This window comes from Kitasatospora sp. NPDC002965 (assembly GCF_040611255.1).
Lineage (GTDB): Bacteria > Actinomycetota > Actinomycetes > Streptomycetales > Streptomycetaceae > Kitasatospora.
In genome coordinates this window covers 1-18,277 of sequence record NZ_JBEXNT010000034.1, presented here as the reverse complement: position 1 = coordinate 18,277, position 18,277 = coordinate 1, and the positions used below count along the sequence as shown (strand labels likewise).

Below are 18,277 nucleotides of genomic sequence, written 5' to 3'. Positions count from 1 at the left end.
GTCAGGAGGGCGGTTCGGCCTCGGCCTGGCGCCAGGCCTCCTCGGCCTTCGCCCAGACCTCCTCCTGGGCGCGCCAGTACTCCTCCTCGGCCTGGCCCTCGGGCACCTGCGCGATGCCGGGAGCGAGTGACGGCGGGGCGGGCGCCAGGTGATGGCCGCCGCCCCCGGGGGCCGGTGCGGGCGGGGGGAGGACGGCCGCGGGCGGGGGAACCCCGGGGGAGGACCCGACGGTGAACGCCTCCTCCGGACCGGAGGCCCCGGTGTCGGGCTCCGTGGCCGGGGCCTCCGGGGGCGGCGGGGGTGCCGGAGGGGCGGTCGGTGCCGCGGGGACCCGCGGCGCCTGCGGGGCCGGAGCGGTCGGCGAGGTGTTCGGGAGGGCGGCGGGCGGCGTCGCGGTCGCTGCGGCGGCCGGCGCGTCGGCGAGGCCCGCGCTCAGCGGGCGGGTGGGCGCAGCGGTCGAGGCGGACTTGCCGGCCCCGTCGGACCCGGGCGGTTCCGGCGCTTGTTCCACCGGGCCCACCGGGACCACCGGGCCCGCCGGATCCTGCGGCAGGGGCACGGACCCGGGGCCGGGCGCGGGCGCCGGCGAAGGCACGGGCACGGGAACGGGAACGGGCAGCAGACCGGTCGGCGGCCGGTCCGGGGCGGGCAGGGCCACCGACGGCCGCCCGAGTTCGTCCGGGGTCGGTAAGAGCTGCCAGACCAGGCCCCCCGCCGTCAGCCCGACCAGGACCGCGAGGGGGAAGGCCCCCGTCCTCGGTGTGCGCACGGAACCGGCCCCCTCCCCTTGCCTCCCGCGGTCCCACCTTAAGCGGGACTCTCGGGAAGGTTAAGAGGGAGCCGGGGCCGGAACTCAGGCGGCGGGGCGGAGCTCCACCAGGGGGACGGTGCGGCTGGTGCGGGCCCGGAAGTCGGCGAAGAGCGGTTCGACGGAGATCTGCCGGGCCCAGAGGTCCTCGTGATCGTCCGGATCGACCGGGACGGCGTGCGCCGCGAAGCGGTCGGCGCCGAGTTCGACCGTGACCTCGGGGGCGGCCGCGAGGTTGCGGTACCAGAGCGGGTCGGCGGGGGCGCCGCCGTTCAGGGCGAAGACGACCACCCGCCCGCCGTCGCGCAGGTAGACCAGCGGGGTGGTGCGCGGCTCGCCGCTCTGCCGGCCGCGCGTGGTGAGCAGCAGCAGGTTCTTGCCGGCGAAGTCGCCGCCGACCGTACCCGCCGAAGTGCGGAACTCGTCGATCACCTGGCGGTTGTAGTCGTTGCCGCCGGCGGCGGGCTCGGGGTGGACGGCGTTCATCGGAGACCCTCCTGGACTGGTCCGGTTCGTCGTGACGAGCCTAGGAGCTGACACCGGTGTGAGGTTCAAGCGGATGTGACCGGCATCACGCGGAAAGCGTGAGGGGCCGGCCCTCCCCGGGTGGGGAGGGCCGGCCCCTCAGGACCGGTCAGGCACTCAGGCCTCGCCGCCGGCGGCGCCCGGGTCCGCCGCCGCCACGTCCAGCAGCTGGTAGCGGTCGATCGCGTCCTTCAGCGCGCTGCGGTCGACCTTGCCCTGCTTGGCGAGCTCGGTGAGCACGCTCAGCACGACCGACTGCGCGTCGATGTGGAAGAAGCGACGGGCCGCGCCACGGGTGTCGGCGAAGCCGAAGCCGTCGGCGCCCAGCGACTGGTACTGGCCCGGAACCCAGCGGGCGATCTGGTCCGGCACCGCGCGCATCCAGTCGGACACGGCGACGAACGGGCCCTCGGCGCCCTGGAGCTTCTGGGTCACGTACGGGACGCGCTGCTGCTCCTCGGGGTGCAGCAGGTTGAACTCCTCGGCCTCCACCGCGTCGCGGCGCAGCTCGTTCCAGGAGGTCGCGGACCAGACGTCGGCCTTGACGTTCCACTCCTCGGCGAGGATGCGCTGGGCCTCCAGGGCCCACGGCACGGCCACGCCGGAGGCGAGGATCTGGGCCGGGATCTGGCCGGCGGTGCCGGGCGCGTACCGGTGCAGACCCTTGAGGATGCCGTCGACGTCGACGTTCTCCGGCTCGGCCGGCATCTTGATCGGCTCGTTGTAGACGGTCATGTAGTAGAACACGTCCTCGCCGTTCGGGTGTTCGGCGCTGGAGCCGTACATCCGACGAAGACCGTCCTGGACGATGTGCGCGATCTCGAAGCCGTACGCCGGGTCGTACGCGACGACGCCGGGGTTGGTCGAGGCCAGCAGGTGCGAGTGGCCGTCGGCGTGCTGCAGGCCCTCACCGGTCAGGGTGGTGCGGCCGGCGGTGGCGCCGATCACGAAGCCGCGGGCCAGCTGGTCGGCCATCTGCCAGAACTGGTCGCCGGTGCGCTGGAACCCGAACATCGAGTAGAAGACGTACACCGGGATCAGCGGCTCGCCGTGGGTGGCGTAGGCCGAACCCGCGGCGATCAGCGAGGCGGTGCAGCCGGCCTCGGAGATGCCGTCGTGCAGCATCTGCCCGGTCGGCGACTCCTTGTACGCGAGCAGCAGGTCGCGGTCGACCGACTCGTAGGTCTGGCCCAGCGGGTTGTAGATCTTCGCCGACGGGAACAGCGAGTCCATGCCGAAGGTGCGGTACTCGTCGGGCGCGATCGGCACGAAGCGGTTGCCGATGCCCTTGTCCCGCATGAGGTCCTTGAGCACCCGGACGAACGCCATGGTGGTGGCGATGGTCTGGTTGCCCGAGCCCTTCTTGACCGCCTTGTACGCGTCGTCGCCCGGCAGCTCCAGCTTGCGCGGCCGCACCTTGCGGGTCGGCACGTAGCCGCCCAGCTCCTGGCGGCGGTCGTGCATGTACTGGATCTCTTCGGAGTCGCGGCCCGGGTGGTAGTAGGGCGGGTAGCCCTCTTCGAGCTGCTTGTCGGTGATCGGCAGGTGCAGCCGGTCGCGGAAGCGCTTCAGGTCCTCGACCGTCAGCTTCTTCATCTGGTGGGTGGCGTTGCGGCCCTCGAAGTTGGGGCCCAGCGTCCAGCCCTTGACGGTCTGGGCGAGGATGACCGTCGGCTGGCCCTTGTGCTCGCGGGCCGCCTTGAACGCCGCGTAGATCTTGCGGTGGTCGTGGCCGCCACGGCCCAGGTGCTGGATCTGCTGGTCGGTCATCGACTCGACCATCTTGCGCAGCCGCAGGTCGCCGCCGAAGAAGCTGTCGCGGATGTACGCGCCGGACTCGGTCGCGTAGGTCTGGAACTGGCCGTCCACCGTGGTGTTCAGCTTGTTGACCAGGACGCCGTCGCGGTCCTGCGCGAGCAGCGGGTCCCAGCTGCGGTCCCAGACGAGCTTGATCACGTTCCAGCCGGCACCGCGGAACTGCGACTCCAGCTCCTGGATGATCTTGCCGTTGCCGCGGACCGGGCCGTCGAGGCGCTGCAGGTTGCAGTTGACCACGAAGGTCAGGTTGTCCAGGCCCTCGCGGGCGGCCAGGGACAGCTGACCGAGCGACTCGGGCTCGTCCATCTCGCCGTCGCCGAGGAAGGCGTAGACCTGCGAGTCGGAGGTGTCCTTGATCCCGCGGTGCTCCAGGTAGCGGTTCATCCGGGCCTGGTAGATCGCGCCGAGCGGGCCGAGGCCCATCGAGACGGTCGGGAACTCCCAGAAGTCCGGCATCAGCCGCGGGTGCGGGTAGCTGGAGAGGCCGTACGGGGCCTTCGACTTCTCCTGGCGGAAGGCGTCGAGCTGCTGCTCGGTGAGCCGGTCCAGCAGGAACGCCCGGGCGTAGATGCCGGGGGAGGCGTGGCCCTGGAAGAAGATCTGGTCGCCCGACTCGCCCTCGGCGTCCTTGCCGCGGAAGAAGTAGTTGAAGCCGACGTCGTAGAGCGACGCGGAGGAGGCGAAGGTGGCGATGTGGCCACCGACGCCGATGCCCGGGCGCTGCGCCCGGGAGACCATCACCGCGGCGTTCCAGCGGGTCGCGTTGAGGATCTTGCGCTCGATCTCCTCGTTACCGGGGAAGAACGGCTCGTCCTTGGTGGCGATGGTGTTGACGTAGTCCGTGCTGCGCATCTCGGGCACGGCGACACGCTTCTCGCGGGCGCGCTCGATCAGCCGCAGCATCAGGTAGCGCGCACGCTCGCGCCCCCGCTCGTCGATGGCCGCATCGAGCGACTCCAGCCATTCCGCGGTCTCCTCGGGATCGAAGTCCGGGACCTGACTCGGAAGGCCGCCAATGATGATCGGGTTGCGATCGGATCCGGAAGCCACGCTGTTCCTTCACTGTCGGTCGAAACTGAGGTGTGTCGCGCCGCCTCCATCGTGCTACCGCGCTCGGAGATCCGTCATCTCTACCGATCGGTAACCGCTCTCCCTGACAGAAGGAGCGGTCTGGAGGTGTGCGGTTCGGACAGCATCGTCCGGGCCGCGCGCCTCCGGGTGTTACGAAAAGAGGTGGTCCGACCTGGTTGCCCGTCCGTCCGATGGCGGACGGCCGGGGTGAGGGCCAACAGGAGACTCTACGCCCGCGCACGCGCGGACCCGAATGCCGTTCGCATCTCGGGCGTGCGTACGGCCTGTGGACCGGGACCACCCGAAGCATCCTTGTCCTACGCAGAGAAGGGCAAATCGGTGTGATTCCCGACACATCGCACGGCGTGTCCCCATGCGACACGTCAACCTTTGGAGGGGATCGGGGGTCGGGTACTTGCGCGAACCGCCGCTCCCGTGTGGACTACGGCCACAGCCTCGGCATGGATGCCGAGCCGAATACTGGAGGTTATTCCCGTGAGCGCGACCGCGGACCCCGCGGACAAGTCCAACCCGGCAGCTCGTCTTGGCTTCGATGAGGGCCAGATCATCCAGGAGCTGGGGTTCGACGAAGACACTGACCAGGATCTCCGAGAGGGCATCGAGGAGATCACCGGTACGGATCTCGTCGACGAGGACTACGACGACGTCGCCGACGCCGTCCTGCTGTGGCACCGCGACGACGACGGGGACCTCACCGACTCCCTCGTCGACGCCCTGGAATACCTGGCCGAGGGCGGCCTGATCTGGCTGTTGACCCCGAAGACCGGTCGGGACGGCCACATCGAGGCCTCGGACATCGCCGACGCGGCCAAGACCGCAGGCCTTTCCCAGACCAGCTCGATCGCGGTCGCCAAGGACTGGGCGGCGACCCGCCTGGCAACCAAGTCCACGGCCAGGCCTGGCAAGCGCTGAGCACCCCCTGACGGGCCCGACCGGGCCCCGCCGGAGCATCCTCCGGCGGGGCCCGGTCCTTTTGGCGTTCCGGCCGGAGGCCCTGACCAGCAGGTTGTTCGCCCAGGGCGAAAGCGGTGGCCCCGGACGGCGCGGCCGTCACCCGTCCGGCCGAACCGGTACCGACGAATGCGAGGATGGCGCTCGTCGCGCCCGCGGGGCGCGGCCCCTTCGCGTCAGAAAGGTCCCACCATGGCCATCGAGATCGGCACCGAGGCTCCGGACTTCGAGCTGAAGAACCAGCACGGCGAGCTGGTCCGGCTCTCCGACTTCCGGGGCGAGAAGAACGTCGTCCTGGTGTTCTACCCGTTCGCCTTCACCGGCGTCTGCACCGGCGAGGTCTGCGCGATCCAGAAGGAGCTGCCGCGCCTGCAGAACGACGAGGTGCAGGTCCTCGGCCTCTCCAACGACTCGCCGTTCAGCCAGCGGATCTTCGCCGACCAGGAGGGTCTGGACTTCCCGCTGCTCTCCGACTTCTGGCCGCACGGCGAGGTCTCGCGCGCCTACGGCGTCTTCGACGAGGAGAAGGGCTGCGCCGTCCGGGGCACCTTCGTGATCGACAAGGCCGGCGTCGTCCGCTGGAGCGTCGTGAACGGCCTGCCGGACGCCCGTGACGAGCAGGAGTACCTGAAGGTCCTCGGCGCGCTCTGAGCCCCTCGGACGGGGCCGGACGGGGCCGGACGGGGCCACGGTGCGGGTGCGGTGCAGGTGCGGCGCGGTTCGGGGGCGCGGTTCGGGCGGGGCCGGGGCGGTTCCGGTCCGGTTCGGGGCGCGGATGCGGTCCGCTTCGGGTGCGCTTCGCGTGCGATGCGGACCGGACTCGGATGCGGTTCGGTGGCCATGTCGGACCCGTTCGCTCACGCGGACGGGAACCCGGCACTACGATCGGTCCGTTGGCTGGTCAGAGGCCCGGCGGTGAATCGCCCCGGAGCCTTGAACCGCACCACGGGGGCACCAGGGCGTGCCTCCCGACTCTTGGAGGACAAGTGGGTGTCAGCCTGAGCAAGGGCGGCAATGTCTCGCTCACCAAGGAGGCCCCGGGCCTGACCGCCGTGATCGTCGGCCTTGGCTGGGACGTCCGCACCACCACGGGCACGGATTTCGACCTGGACGCCAGTGCGCTGCTCTGCAACGACCAGGGCAGGGTCGGCCTGGACGGCAACTTCGTCTTCTTCAACAACCTGAAGAGCCCCGACGGCTCCGTCGAGCACACCGGTGACAACCTCACCGGTGAGGGCGAGGGCGACGACGAGCAGATCAAGGTCAACCTGGCCACCGTGCCGGCCGACGTGGAGAAGATCGTCTTCCCGGTCTCGATCTACGACGCCGAGAACCGTACGCAGAACTTCGGCCAGGTCCGCAACGCCTTCATCCGCGTGGTGAACCAGGCGGACAACAAGGAGCTGGCCCGGTACGACCTCTCCGAGGACGCCTCCACCGAGACGGCGATGGTCTTCGGCGAGCTCTACCGCAACGGCGTCGAGTGGAAGTTCCGCGCCATCGGCCAGGGCTACGCCTCCGGCCTGCGCGGGATCGCCCAGGACTTCGGCGTCAACGTCTGAGCCGGGGCGGGGCCGGTGACGGCCCCGACGGGACAGCGCAGGCCGGGGCGGCCGCGGGTGCGAGGGCACCGGCGGCCGCCCCGGCCGTTCGCGTTCGGGGCCGTTCCGTGTCCGAAGCCGCGCGCGTTCCGTTCCCGGAGCCGCGCGCGTTCCGTGTCCGGTGCCGCGCGGACTGCTTCGTGCGCCCCGGCTTCGAACCGGTCCGCCGCACTGGAAGGATGGGAGTTCAGGAAAGTTCAGCCGGCCGGAAGGGGCCGGCCGGGGTCGCGGGGGAATAGACCTGAGATGCGCCCCGGGAGGCAAGGGAGGAACGACAAGTCATGAGTGTCACGCTCGCCAAGGGTGGGAATGTCTCGCTCACGAAGGCCGCGCCGAATCTGACACAGGTGCAGATCGGTCTCGGCTGGGACGCCCGGTCCACGACCGGCGCGCCGTTCGACCTCGACGCGAGCGCGCTGCTCTGCTCGGGCGGTCGGGTGGTCGGTGACGAGTACTTCGTCTTCTACAACAACCTGAAGAGCCCCGAGGGCTCGGTCGAGCACACCGGTGACAACCTCACCGGTGACGGCGACGGCGACGACGAGGTCGTGCTGGTCAATCTGGACCTCGTGCCGCCGCAGATCGACAAGGTGGTCTTCCCGGTCTCGATCTACGACGCCGACTCGCGCCTGCAGAACTTCGGCCAGGTGCGCAACGCCTACATCCGGGTGGTCAACTCCCTGGACGGGCAGGAGATCGCCCGCTACGACCTCTCCGAGGACGCGTCCAGCGAGACCGCGATGATCTTCGGTGAGCTGTACCGGTACGCCGGCGAGTGGAAGTTCCGCGCGGTGGGTCAGGGCTACGCCTCGGGCCTGCGGGGCATTGCCCTCGATTTCGGCGTAAACGTACAGTAAAGGCCGCGATCGTCGCGTTCGACGCATTCGCCGTGTCGGACGTACCCGACGTCCTTGACGCCATGAACCCGAAAGGTAACCAAGTCCCGTGTTCCTCCGCACATTCGGCTGGTCATTCGCGATCACCATCGCAGGCCTGATCGCCGCCGGCCTGCTCTGGGGAGCCGAGGGATTCGGCATCGTGCTGATCCTCTCCATCCTGGAGATCTCCCTCTCGTTCGACAACGCGGTGGTCAACGCCACGGTGTTGAAGCGGATGAACCCGTACTGGCAGAAGATCTTCCTCACCATCGGCGTGCTGATCGCCGTCTTCGGTATGCGGCTGATCTTCCCGCTGCTGGTCGTCGGTCTCACCGCGCACCTCAACCCGGCGACGGTCATCGACCTCGCGCTGCACAGTGACAAGACCTACGAGGGCCACACCTACGCCCAGTACCTGGAAATGGCCAACCCGGCCATCGCGGCCTTCGGTGGCGTCTTCCTGCTGATGATCTTCCTCGACTTCATCTTCGAGGAGAAGGACTACAACTGGCTGGCCTGGATCGAGCGTCCGCTGGAGAAGGTCGGCAAGCTGGAGGCCTTCTCCACCGTCGTCGCCCTGGTCACCCTGCTGCTGGCGTCCAACTTCTTCGCCGGGGAGCACGCCGAGACGGTGCTGCTCGCCGGGGTGCTCGGCCTGGTCACCTACCTCTCCGTCAACGGGCTCTCCTCGGTCTTCGAGTCGGGCCTGGAGGAGGAGGTCGAGAAGGAGGAGGCCGCCGAGAAGGGCGGCAAGTCCATCGTCCAGGTGGGCGGCAGGGCCGCGTTCTTCCTCTTCATGTACCTGGAGGTGCTCGACGCGTCGTTCTCCTTCGACGGCGTGGTCGGTGCGTTCGCCATCTCCAGCGACATCTTCCAGATCACCCTGGGCCTCGGTATCGGCGCGATGTACATCCGCTCGCTGACCGTCTTCCTGGTCCGCAAGGGCACCCTGGACGACTACGTCTACCTGGAGCACGGCGCGCACTACGCGATCGGCGCGCTGGCCGTGATCCTGATGGTCGGCATCGAGTACCACATCCCGGAGATCGTCACCGGCCTGATCGGTGTCGCCTTCATCGGCCTCGCCCTGGGGTCGTCCATCCTGCGCAACCGCCGCGAGTCCGCCGGGGGCGGGAGCGACGGGGGCGGGAGCGACGGGGAACGGGAACTCGTGAGTACGGGCAAGTAGCCCGCGAAACGCCGGAACGGCCGCCCCCCTGGAGTGGGGGCGGCCGTTCCGGCGTTTCGGGCTTCAGGCCCCGGGCCGGGGCTCGGGCCCTCAGGCCCTCGGGTGCGGTGTCTCAGCCGAGCTGCTGCTCGATGGCGCGCAGCTTGCGCTCCAGCGAGTCCAGCTTGGGCATCGACAGGGTGTCGTCGTCCGCCGTCAGGTCGATGGTCGAGCTGCGGTAGGAGGACGAGGAGGACGAGGAGGACAGCGAGGCGGAGGACGACGTCGACGCCGAGGCCGAGGAGCCGACGGCGGCGCGCGTCCGGCGGCCGGTGTCGAAGGAGCTCAGCGAGGCGGGCTCCAGCGCGGAGGAGGTGGACTTGGAGAGAGCGTCTGCCTCGGCGGCTAGGGCAGGCTCCGTAGTGCTCGGGCCGTCTCCGGCAGCGGCGAGCGCGGGAACCTGACGGCCACTGCGGCCCCGGGAGAGCATCCCGCCCTGGCGGGAGATGGCCTTCAGCTCGGCGCGCTCGCGACGGTCGGCGCTGCGGGCACGCACCTTGGCGTCCAGCTTCGCCTGGCGCTCCTCGCGCACCTCCTCGACGGCCTCGTCCAGGCTGCGGACGTTCTCCAGCAGCATCAGCGACCAGGCGGCGTAGGTCTCGCGGGGCGCGCGCAGCCAGCGGACGATCCGGATCTGCGGCAGCGGGCGCGGCACCAGGCCCTGCTCGCGCAGCGCGGCCTTGCGGGTCTGCTTCAGCGCGCGGTCGAAGAGGATCGCGGCCGAGATCGACATGCCGGAGAAGAACTCCGGGGCGCCGTCGTGGGAGATGCCGCGCGGGGCGTGCACCCAGTTGAACCAGGCCGAGGCGATCGCGAACACCCAGACCAGCAGACGCGAGCCGAGCGCCGCGTCACCGTGGCTGGCCTCGCGGACGGCGAGCACCGAGCAGAACATCGCGGCACCGTCGAGGCCGAACGGGACGAGGTACTCCCACCCGTTCGACAGGCCGAGGTTCTCCTTGCCGAAGCCGACCAGGCCGTGGAAGGAGAGCGCGGCCGCGACGCCGGCGCAGCAGAACAGCAGGACGTAGGAGGAGATCCCGTAGATCATCTCCTTGCGCCGGCGGCGCTCCTCGCTGCGCTCCCAGGAGTCGCCCGAGTCCTGCTTCTTGGTGTTGTTCTTGAAGCGCAGCGTCGCCACCAGGATGGCTGTGAACAGCAGGGCTGCGCCGCCGATGACGGTCCAGACCAGCTGTATGGAGGTCAGGTTCATTGCGGGTCGGGCCTCAGGTTTCCGCAGGGGACAGGTCACGGTGCGACACAGGCGGTCAGGGCTCGTCCCCGGGACCGGGCCTGACGGTGCGTCGTTGTCGACGGGCGTCCGCCGTGCCCGGGCAGGGACGGGCGGGACACCTGTGCGGCTAGACGATATCGCGTCCGAAGTGGCCGCATGGTACGGGAGGGTGGCTTCGCCCCGCCAATCGACCCGCCGGTGCCCGTCGGGTGGCCCTCCGGCGGCCGTCGGACGCCGTTCCGGTGGTGCCTCGGCGTGCCGTGGAGCGCCGGGTGACGGCCGGTCGTGCGCCCCGGTGGAGGCTGCGGAGGTGGTTCGGAAGGCGTTGCGGAAGGTGGTCGGGGTGCGTCGGGAGGTGCCTCGGAAAGTGCGGCGGAATGTGCGTCGGAGGATGTTTCGGGAGGTGGCCCGGAAGTCGGTCGGGGGCCGGACCGGGGGCGGTCCGGGGGCTGTCTCGATGGTGCACGAAGGGGCTTCGGGGTGGCTGTGGGGGCGGCTGCGGGCCACGGGAGGTGACGCGGCGGCGGTGGGCTGCCCGGTGCCGGGCCGGCGGGGTCCGGGTGGCGTCCGGTCGCTGTCCGGACGGTGTCCGGTAACCGGCGGTGGGTAGGGAGTTCAGGTACCCGGGGGCGGGCTGATGCCCGATCATGGAGCGGCGGCCCGTCAGATCGACTGACGGGGCTGGGGGAGGACGGCATGGCCTCGATTTGGGAGTACCTGCGCGGGGAGCGGAACAGCCTCGACACGAGCGGGCAGTACAAGATCACCCTCACCAAGTCGCAGCCGAACCACGCGATCACCGGTGCGGCTGCCACCACCGGCTACCTCTACGTCAACCTGCACTGGACCACCCGGATAGGAGCTTCGCGGGCGTCCGGCCGGGACGCCCTCCGGAGGCTCCTGAACCCGCGCATCCTCCGCCCGATGGAGCCGGACACGGCGCAGAACACGCAGGTCAACGTGGACCTCGACCTGGCCTGCATGTACGAGCTGACCGACGGCAGCCGGGGCGTGGTGCAGCCGCTGGGCGGCTACTTCGGGGACCTCCAGCACCCGCCGTTCGTCAAGCTCAGCGGCGACGACCAGTACGGGGCGCCGTCCGGCGAGACGCTGTACGTCAACCTGGAGAAGAAGGACCAGTTCAAGCGGCTGCTGATCTTCGTCTACATCTACGACGGCACGCCGGCGTTCGAACAGGCCAACGCGGTGGTGACGATCGTGCCGCAGTCCGGGCCGCGGATCGAGATCCACTTGGAGGAGCGGGCCTCGGCGGCGCGGTCGTGCGCGGTGGTGCTGATCGAGAACACCGGGGACAATACGCTGACGGTCCGCCGCGAGGTGCGGTACGTCAACGGGTTCCAGGCCGACATCGACCGGCTGTACGGCTTCGGGATGCAGTGGCAGCGCGGGTACAAGGGGTCGGCGACGGCGGACTGAGGGGCGCGGGGGTCGGTAGGGCGGCGCCTGGAGGGCCCGTGCGCTCCCGGACGCCGCAGCCGGTGTGCTGCGGCGGTCGGGCGGGCGGCCTGCCGGTCGGCCGGACGGATGCCGCGGTGCGGCGGTCGGGCGGTGCGGCGGTCGGGCGGGGTGGTTGCGCGGCGGGGTGCTCGTGCGGGGGGTGGGTCAGCGGGGCTGGAACTGCGGGCCCTGCGGCGGCAGCGCGAACTCCTCGGGGGCGGCCTGCGGCTGCACCGGCTGCTGGGTAGGCTGTTGCTGGGCCGGCTGCTGCTGGGACTGCGGAGCGCCGGTGTTGGGCTGCGGGTAGCCGTAGCCGCCCTGCTGCGGGGGCTGGGCCTGCTGCGGGTAGCCGTACCCGGCGGCCTGCTGCTGCGGGTACGGCTGCTGCTGCGGATAGCCGTACCCCGGGCGCTGGGCGGGCTGGGGGTAGCCGTAGCCGCCCGCCTGCTGCGGGTAGCCGTAACCGCCCGGCTGCTGCGCCGGGGGCGCCGTCGGGGCGGGCGGGGCCGTCGGCGGCACCGTGGGCGGGGCGACCGGCGGAGGGGGCGTGTTCGCCGGGACGCCGGTGGGCGCCGAAGCGGCTGCGGCCGACGGCTGCGGCACGGCGGGAGCCAGCGTGAACGTGCCCGGTTCGGGGCGCGGGGCAGGGCGGGGGTCGGGCAGCGCGGCGCGCGGGTCGACGGCGGGGGCGACCGGGGAGGGCGGCTGGGAGGCCGCCGCCGGCGCGCCGGCCGGGGCCTGGGTGTCGCCCTCGTCCTCGACGGTGATGCCGAAGTCGGTGGCCAGACCGATCAGCCCGGTGGAGTAGCCCTGCCCGACGGCGCGGAACTTCCAGACGCCGCCCCGGCGGTACAGCTCGCCCGCGACGAGCGCCGTGACCTCGTCGCCGTCGGCCATGGCGAACTCGGCGATGGCGGTCGCGCCCTCACCGGCGCCCGCGTCGAAGAGCAGCAGGCGCAGCCCGCTCACCGAGCGGAACGACCCGCCCTCGGAGGAGCCGGCGAGCACCACCCGCTCGACCTCGGCGGGCAGCTTGCCGAGGTCGGCCTCGACGGTGTCCGCGATCTCGGTGCCGCCCGAGGTCTGCTGCTTGGGCAGGTGGCGCACCAGGCCGGACGGGTGGCGCGGCTGGTTGTAGAAGACGAAGTCGGCGTCCGAACGGACCTTGCCGTCGGTACCGAGCAGGAGTGCGGAGGCGTCCACGTCCGGCGCACCGGGCGTGGCGCTCCAGCGCAGCACGGCGCGGACCGCCGCCACCGGCAGTGCGATGTTGGCGCCCTTGGCCATCACGTGCGTCATAGCCGACCATCCTGCCTGTTCGCCACCCCTTCGGACAACGTGACCGGAGGTGGCGGATCGGTGGGACTTTGCCAACGCTTGCGCTTTGTGAAGCGGAAGGTAACCTTCCGAGAATTCGATGTTTCGGAAGTGCATTCGACCGGGCGGCGTCCGTACGATGGACGATCGAGGGGTCCGGAGGTCCGGTCAAGGGGGATCGGGCCGGTTCCCGTCCGGGAACCATCGCGGCTGCCGGGCCGGTTCATCCGGGTGTCGGCACCGCCCCGCCCACTGCTCCCGTGTCCCGTCCCGCGTTCTGTTCTCGCATCCGCCGGACCGGCGGCCGAACCCTGAGGAGAGCACCTTGCGCCACTTCGGCCACCTCGCGGACGACGTACGCGACCGGCTCTTTCTCGAATCGCCGAGGGTGTTCACCCCGGACAGTGACGCGGCCGTCCTGGCGACCGCACTCGGCGCCACGCTCTACAGTCCGGCGACCCGGCCGACGCTGCGGACCGACATCCGCAAGCAGGCCGCGCAGGGCGTCGTCTCGATGGTCCTCTGCCTGGAGGACGCGATCGCCGACCACGAGGTGCCGGCCGCCGAGGCGAACCTGGTGGCCCGGTTCGGGGAGCTCTTCGAGGAGGTGTCCGCGGCCGCTTCGGGCCGTGAAATCTCCACGGATTGCGCACATGATCTGCCCCTCCTCTTCATCAGGGTGCGAACCCCCGCCCAGATCACCGACCTCGTCGGCCGACTCGGCCCGGCCGTCGGCCTGCTCACCGGATTCGTCCTGCCGAAGTTCACCGAGGAGACCGGCGGGGACTTCCTGGAGGCGCTCGCCGCCGCCGAGGCGACCACCGGCCGGCGGCTGTTCGCCATGCCGGTCCTGGAGTCGCCCGAACTGGCCCACCTGGAGACCCGCCGGGAGCAGCTGTTCGGCATAGCCCGGCTCCTCGACAAGTACCGCGAGCGCGTCCTCGCCGTCCGGCTCGGAGTCACCGACCTCTGCTCCGCGTACGGCCTGCGCCGCTCGCCCGACCTGACCGCGTACGACGTGGCCCTGGTCGCCGCCGTGATCGGGGACGTGGTCAACGTGCTCGGCCGGGCCGACGGCACCGGGTTCACCGTCACCGGCCCGGTCTGGGAGTACTTCCCCGTCCAGGAACGGATGTTCAAGCCGCAGTTGCGCCGCACCCCGTTCGTCGAGGCCGAGCCCTCCGGGGTGGCGGTGCGGCAGCGGATCATCGAGCACGACCTCGACGGGCTGATCCGCGAGATCGAGCTCGACCGCGCCAACGGCCTGCTCGGCAAGACCTGCATCCACCCCAGCCACGTGCCCGCCGTGCACGCCCTCTCGGTGGTCACGCACGAGGAGTACAGCGACGCCCGGGACATCCTCGACCAGGAGCGCGGCGGGGGCGGGGTGATGCGCTCGGCGTACACCAACAAGATGAACGAGGCCAAGCCCCACCGGGCCTGGGCCGAGCGGGTGCTGCTTCGGGCGGAGGTGTTCGGCGTGGCCCGGGAGGACGTCAGCTTCGCGGAGCTGCTCTCGGCCTGCCTCTGCCGGTGAGGACCGCCGCCCGGGGCCGGGGCCGTCTTCGGGCGGCCCGTCCGTCGTGCGCGCCCGTTCCGGCGGCGGCTCGCCCCCGGGGCGCGTCCCGGGTGTCCGTCGTTGCTCGTTCGTGGAGCGTCGCGGAGCGTCGTAGAACGTCTTAGATCGCTGTAGTCCGTCGTAGTCCGTCGCCGTTCGTCCAGATGTGAACCGCACCACCGAAAGCAGGACCCGTAGTGACAGGACGTCTCGTGGCAGCACCGCAGGAGTGGACCGGCCGATGGGTGGCCGAACGGGCCGGTGTCGGCCTGACCGGCTCCGAGCGGCTCCCCGAACTGGTCGGCCTCGCCCTGCGGGAGAACCGCAAGCGGGCCCATCTGCTGGTCTCCACCGTGCTCGGCAAGCACGTCCCGCAGCTTCCCGCCGTGGTCCACGGCGCCGGGCTCGACCTCGGCCGCCGGGTCCGCGAGCTGCTCGGCGACGAGGCCGCGGCGCGCGCCGTCGTGCTCGGCTACGCCGAGACCGCCACGGGCCTCGGCCACAGCGTCGCCGACGGCCTGGACGCCCCCTACCTGCACTCCACCCGCCGCCCGGTGCCCGGCGTCGATCCGGTCGGCGGCTTCGAGGAGGAACACTCGCACGCCACCTCCCACCTGCTGCTGCCCACCGACCCCCGGTTGCTCGCCGGGGACGGGCCGCTGGTGCTGGTGGACGACGAGTTCTCCACCGGCACCACCGCGCTCAACACCATCCGCGCGCTCCACGCCCACCACCGGCGCGACCACTACGTGGTGGTCGCGCTGGTCGACCTGCGGGGTGCCGCCGACCGGCAGCGGCTCGCCTCCGTCGCCGCCGAACTCGGTGCCCGGCTCGACCTGGTGGCCCTGGCCGGCGGCGGCGTCGAGCTCCCCGAGGACATCCTGGACCGCGCCGAGCGGCTGATCGCCGACGCCGGACCGGCGCCCGAGCCGCCGCCCGCCCCCGCGGCCCCGCTGGTCCGCGCCGAGCTCGCCTGGCCGGCCGGCCTGCCGGAGGGCGGCCGGCACGGCTTCACCCGCGAGCACCGGGCCCGGTTCGACGCCGCGCTCCCGGAGCTGGGCCGGCAGCTGGCGGCCGTCGTGGCCGGTGACGGCGGCGGCGCGTCCGACGGCGGTGGGTCCGGTGACGGTGACAGCGCCGGTGCGTCCGGTGACGGTGACAGCGCCGGTGCGTCCGGTGACGGCGGCGGGCGGGTGCTGGTGCTCGGCTTCGAGGAGCTGATGTACACGCCGCTGCGGCTGGCCGGCGCCCTCGCCGAACGGCTCCCCGGCGGCGCCGGGCGGGTCCACTTCTCCACCACCACCCGCTCGCCCGTCCTCGCGGTCGACGACCCCGGCTACGCCATCCGCACCCGGCTCGCCTTCCCCGCCCACGACGACCCCGCCGACGACGCCTCGCGCGAGCGGTACGCCTACAACGTCGCCCCCGGCGCCGACCCGGCCCGCCGCTTCGCCACCGTCGTCCTGGTGGTCGACGACGTCGCCGACACCCCCGCACTGCACGAGGGCGAGCGCGCCCTGATCGGCCAGCTGCGACGGGTCACCGACCGGGTGGTGCTCGCCGTCCTGCCCACGCACCGGCCGGGCGACACGGCGGAGGGCGGCGCGGCGGAGGGCTGCACGGTGGCGGGTGCTCTGGCGGGCGCCCCGGAGTCCCGGCTGCCGCGCCCGCTGTACGGTCCGGCGTTCTCCTCCTACCGCGCCGACGAGGTGGCCTGGCTGCTCAAGGACCTCTCCGGCGTCGCGCTGGAGGCGCCCACCGAGGAGCGGGAGGAGGCCGTGCAGAGCGGCGGGGCCCACTACGCAGAGTCACTGCCGGTCGAGTACCAGCCGAGCCCCGAGTACCAGGAGCTGTTCCACCAGGCGCTGCGGGTCTCCGCCCGGCGGATCGCGCTCGCCGTCGGCACCGTCGCCGAGACGCTCGTCGCCGAACGCGGCCGGGGTCTGGTGCTCGCCTCCCTGGCCCGCGCCGGGACGCCCGTCGGCGTCCTGATCCGCCGCTGGCTGGCCGCCGGACACGGCGTCGAAGCCCCGCACTACGCCGTCTCCATCGTCCGGGGCCGCGGCATCGACCCGGTCGCCCTGCGGTACCTGGCCGCCCACCACCGGGCCTCCGACGTGGTCTTCGTCGACGGCTGGACCGGCAAGGGCGCGATCACCCGCGAACTCGACGAGGCCCTGGCGGGCAGCGGCTTCGACTCCGGGCTGGCCGTCCTCGCCGACCCCGGCCGCTGCGTGCGCACCTTCGGCACCCGGGACGACTTCCTGATCCCCTCCGCCTGCCTCAACTCGACCGTCTCCGGCCTCGTCTCGCGCACCGTACTGCGCACCGACCTGATCGGCCCGGACGACTTCCACGGCGCCAAGCACTACACCGACCTGGCCGGCGCCGACGTCTCGGGTGCCTTCCTGGACACCGTCGCCGACCACTTCGACGCCGTCCGGGCCGAGGCCGTCGCCGCGGCCGGCCGGTTCCTCGACACCGACCGCGCCGCGGACCGCACGCCCGACTGGGCCGGCTGGGCCGCCGTCGAACGGATCAGCGCCGAGTACGGCATCGACGACATCAACCTCGTCAAGCCCGGCGTCGGCGAGACCACCCGGGTCATGCTGCGCCGCGTCCCCTGGCGGGTCCTGGCCCGCCGCGGCGCAGGCGCGGACCTCGACCACGTCCGCCTGCTCGCCGCCCAGCGCGGCGTCCCCGTCGAGGAGGTCGACGACCTGCCGTACTCGTGCGTCGGCCTGATCCACCCCCGCTACAGCCGGGGAGCGACCGGCGCCTCCGGCACGGCCGTCCTGGTGAAGGAGTCCTGAACCGATGAGCAGCCCCCGTGGTTCGCTGCCCCGCGGCTTCCTGGTCGCGAGCGACCTCGACCGCACCCTGATCTACTCCAACCGCGCCCTCGCCCTGGACGTGCCCGACCGGCTCGCGCCACGCCTGCTCTCCGTCGAGGTGCACGACGGCAAGGCGCTCTCCTTCATGACCGAGCAGGCCGCCGCACTGCTGGTGGAGCTGGCCCAGGAGGCCCTGTTCGTCCCCGCCACCACCCGCACCCGGGCCCAGTACGAGCGGGTCAACCTGCCCGGCCCGACGCCCGGTTGGGTCCCGTCGTACGCGATCTGCAGCAACGGCGGACGGCTGCTCGTCGACGGCGTGCCGGACGAGGACTGGGAGGCCGAGATGGCCGGCCGGCTGGCCGCCGGGGCGGCGCCGCTGGCCGAGGTGGTCGAGCACCTGGCCCTCTGCGCCGACCCGGAGTGGACGCACAAGCGCCGGGTCGCCGACGAGCTCTTCGCGTACCTGGTGGTCGAGCGGGCCGAGCTGCCGGTCGGCTGGCTGGAAGAGCTCACCGGCTGGTGTGCCGAGCGCGGCTGGAGCGTCTCGCTCCAGGGCCGCAAGGTGTACGCGGTGCCGGTGCCGCTGAGCAAGAGCGCCGCCCTGGCCGAGGTCCGGCGCCGGGCCGGTGTCGACGGCGTGGACGGTGTGGACGGCGGGCCCGCCGTGCTCGCCGCCGGTGACTCCCTGCTGGACGCCGACCTGCTGCTCGCCGCCGACGCCGCCTGGCGCCCCGGGCACGGCGAGCTGGCCGACAGCGGTTGGACGGCCCCCGGTGTCACCGCCCTCGACGAGGTCGGGGTGGCCGCCGGCGAGGAGATCGTCCGACGGTTCCTGGCCCGCGTCCGGGGCGAGGCGGACGACCTCGTCCCGGTCGCCGTCCGCTAGCGGAGGCGCCCCGGCGGCCCGGTGGCCCGGCGGCCCCTACGACCGTAGGGGCCGCCGGGGCGCCGGGCGCGTCAGAGGCGGTGTTC

The 18,277-nt window shown here is 72.0% G+C and carries 14 protein-coding genes; 9 read left to right on the top strand and 5 right to left on the bottom strand.

Annotated features, from left to right (window positions below; genetic code table 11):
• Position 1: 1 nt before the first annotated feature.
• The 3 genes from ABZY91_RS16120 to aceE form a co-directional block, all read right to left on the bottom strand.
• Positions 2-769, bottom strand: a complete 768-nt coding sequence (locus ABZY91_RS16120; protein WP_355402874.1) for a hypothetical protein — start codon at positions 767-769, stop codon at positions 2-4.
• A gap of 84 nt (positions 770-853) precedes the next feature.
• Positions 854-1,294: a nitroreductase family deazaflavin-dependent oxidoreductase gene (locus ABZY91_RS16115; RefSeq protein WP_329878967.1), complete on the bottom strand. Its 441-nt coding sequence runs from the start codon at positions 1,292-1,294 to the stop codon at positions 854-856.
• Between the two features lie 156 nt (positions 1,295-1,450).
• Positions 1,451-4,201, bottom strand: a complete 2,751-nt coding sequence (gene aceE / locus ABZY91_RS16110; protein ID WP_329878966.1) for a pyruvate dehydrogenase (acetyl-transferring), homodimeric type — start codon at positions 4,199-4,201, stop codon at positions 1,451-1,453.
• A 516-nt stretch (positions 4,202-4,717) separates the two neighbouring features.
• Here aceE and ABZY91_RS16105 point away from each other — a divergent pair.
• The 5 genes from ABZY91_RS16105 (at position 4,718) to ABZY91_RS16085 (ending at position 8,862) form a co-directional block, all read left to right on the top strand.
• The gene (locus ABZY91_RS16105) at positions 4,718-5,155 is read left to right on the top strand and encodes a DUF3052 domain-containing protein (RefSeq protein ID WP_329878965.1); all 438 of its coding nucleotides are present in this window, start codon (positions 4,718-4,720) and stop codon (positions 5,153-5,155) included.
• Between the two features lie 231 nt (positions 5,156-5,386).
• Complete coding sequence (locus ABZY91_RS16100) at positions 5,387-5,845, top strand: peroxiredoxin (RefSeq protein ID WP_355402872.1); 459 nt, start codon at positions 5,387-5,389, stop codon at positions 5,843-5,845.
• A 335-nt stretch (positions 5,846-6,180) separates the two neighbouring features.
• On the top strand, positions 6,181-6,756 hold the full coding sequence (locus tag ABZY91_RS16095; RefSeq protein ID WP_329878963.1) for a TerD family protein: 576 nt from the start codon (positions 6,181-6,183) through the stop codon (positions 6,754-6,756).
• 320 nt (positions 6,757-7,076) lie between these two features.
• Entirely contained in the window at positions 7,077-7,652 is a 576-nt protein-coding gene (locus ABZY91_RS16090; RefSeq protein ID WP_329878962.1) for a TerD family protein, read from the top strand.
• Positions 7,653-7,740: 88 nt separating this feature from the next.
• Positions 7,741-8,862 carry a DUF475 domain-containing protein gene (locus ABZY91_RS16085; protein ID WP_329878961.1) on the top strand — a complete coding sequence of 374 codons (1,122 nt, stop codon included), beginning with the start codon at positions 7,741-7,743 and terminating at the stop codon, positions 8,860-8,862.
• A gap of 112 nt (positions 8,863-8,974) precedes the next feature.
• On the opposite strand, the gene ABZY91_RS16080 is transcribed toward ABZY91_RS16085, so the two are convergent.
• Entirely contained in the window at positions 8,975-10,114 is a 1,140-nt protein-coding gene (locus ABZY91_RS16080; RefSeq protein WP_355402870.1) for a DUF2637 domain-containing protein, read from the bottom strand.
• Positions 10,115-10,831: 717 nt separating this feature from the next.
• Here ABZY91_RS16080 and ABZY91_RS16075 point away from each other — a divergent pair.
• Positions 10,832-11,572 (top strand): Tellurium resistance, encoded by a 741-nt coding sequence (locus ABZY91_RS16075; RefSeq protein ID WP_355402868.1) that lies wholly within the window; start codon positions 10,832-10,834, stop codon positions 11,570-11,572.
• Between the two features lie 186 nt (positions 11,573-11,758).
• Here the strand turns inward: ABZY91_RS16075 and ABZY91_RS16070 are convergent, their stop codons facing one another.
• Positions 11,759-12,892 carry a TerD family protein gene (locus ABZY91_RS16070; protein ID WP_355402866.1) on the bottom strand — a complete coding sequence of 378 codons (1,134 nt, stop codon included), beginning with the start codon at positions 12,890-12,892 and terminating at the stop codon, positions 11,759-11,761.
• A 343-nt stretch (positions 12,893-13,235) separates the two neighbouring features.
• On the opposite strand from ABZY91_RS16070, the gene ABZY91_RS16065 reads away from it, so the two are divergent.
• The 3 genes from ABZY91_RS16065 (at position 13,236) to ABZY91_RS16055 (ending at position 18,191) form a co-directional block, all read left to right on the top strand.
• A complete protein-coding gene (locus ABZY91_RS16065) occupies positions 13,236-14,447 on the top strand; it encodes an HpcH/HpaI aldolase/citrate lyase family protein (RefSeq protein ID WP_355402864.1) in 1,212 nt (403 codons plus the stop codon).
• A 233-nt stretch (positions 14,448-14,680) separates the two neighbouring features.
• The gene (locus ABZY91_RS16060; protein ID WP_355402862.1) at positions 14,681-17,281 is read left to right on the top strand and encodes a phosphoribosyltransferase; all 2,601 of its coding nucleotides are present in this window, start codon (positions 14,681-14,683) and stop codon (positions 17,279-17,281) included.
• A gap of 4 nt (positions 17,282-17,285) precedes the next feature.
• Positions 17,286-18,191 (top strand): HAD family hydrolase, encoded by a 906-nt coding sequence (locus ABZY91_RS16055; protein ID WP_355402860.1) that lies wholly within the window; start codon positions 17,286-17,288, stop codon positions 18,189-18,191.
• The last annotated feature ends 86 nt before the right edge of the window (positions 18,192-18,277 follow it).

Bases quoted from the DNA above. Each gene is read 5' to 3' on its own strand.
- ABZY91_RS16100 (WP_355402872.1), top strand. From the start codon at position 5,387: ATGGCCATCGAGATCGGCACCGAGGCTCCGGACTTCGAGCTGAAGAAC.
- ABZY91_RS16070 (WP_355402866.1), bottom strand. From the start codon at position 12,892: ATGACGCACGTGATGGCCAAGGGCGCCAACATCGCACTGCCGGTGGCG.
- ABZY91_RS16090 (WP_329878962.1), top strand. From the start codon at position 7,077: ATGAGTGTCACGCTCGCCAAGGGTGGGAATGTCTCGCTCACGAAGGCC.
- ABZY91_RS16075 (WP_355402868.1), top strand. From the start codon at position 10,832: ATGGCCTCGATTTGGGAGTACCTGCGCGGGGAGCGGAACAGCCTCGAC.
- ABZY91_RS16115 (WP_329878967.1), bottom strand. From the start codon at position 1,294: ATGAACGCCGTCCACCCCGAGCCCGCCGCCGGCGGCAACGACTACAAC.
- ABZY91_RS16080 (WP_355402870.1), bottom strand. From the start codon at position 10,114: ATGAACCTGACCTCCATACAGCTGGTCTGGACCGTCATCGGCGGCGCA.
- ABZY91_RS16055 (WP_355402860.1), top strand. From the start codon at position 17,286: ATGAGCAGCCCCCGTGGTTCGCTGCCCCGCGGCTTCCTGGTCGCGAGC.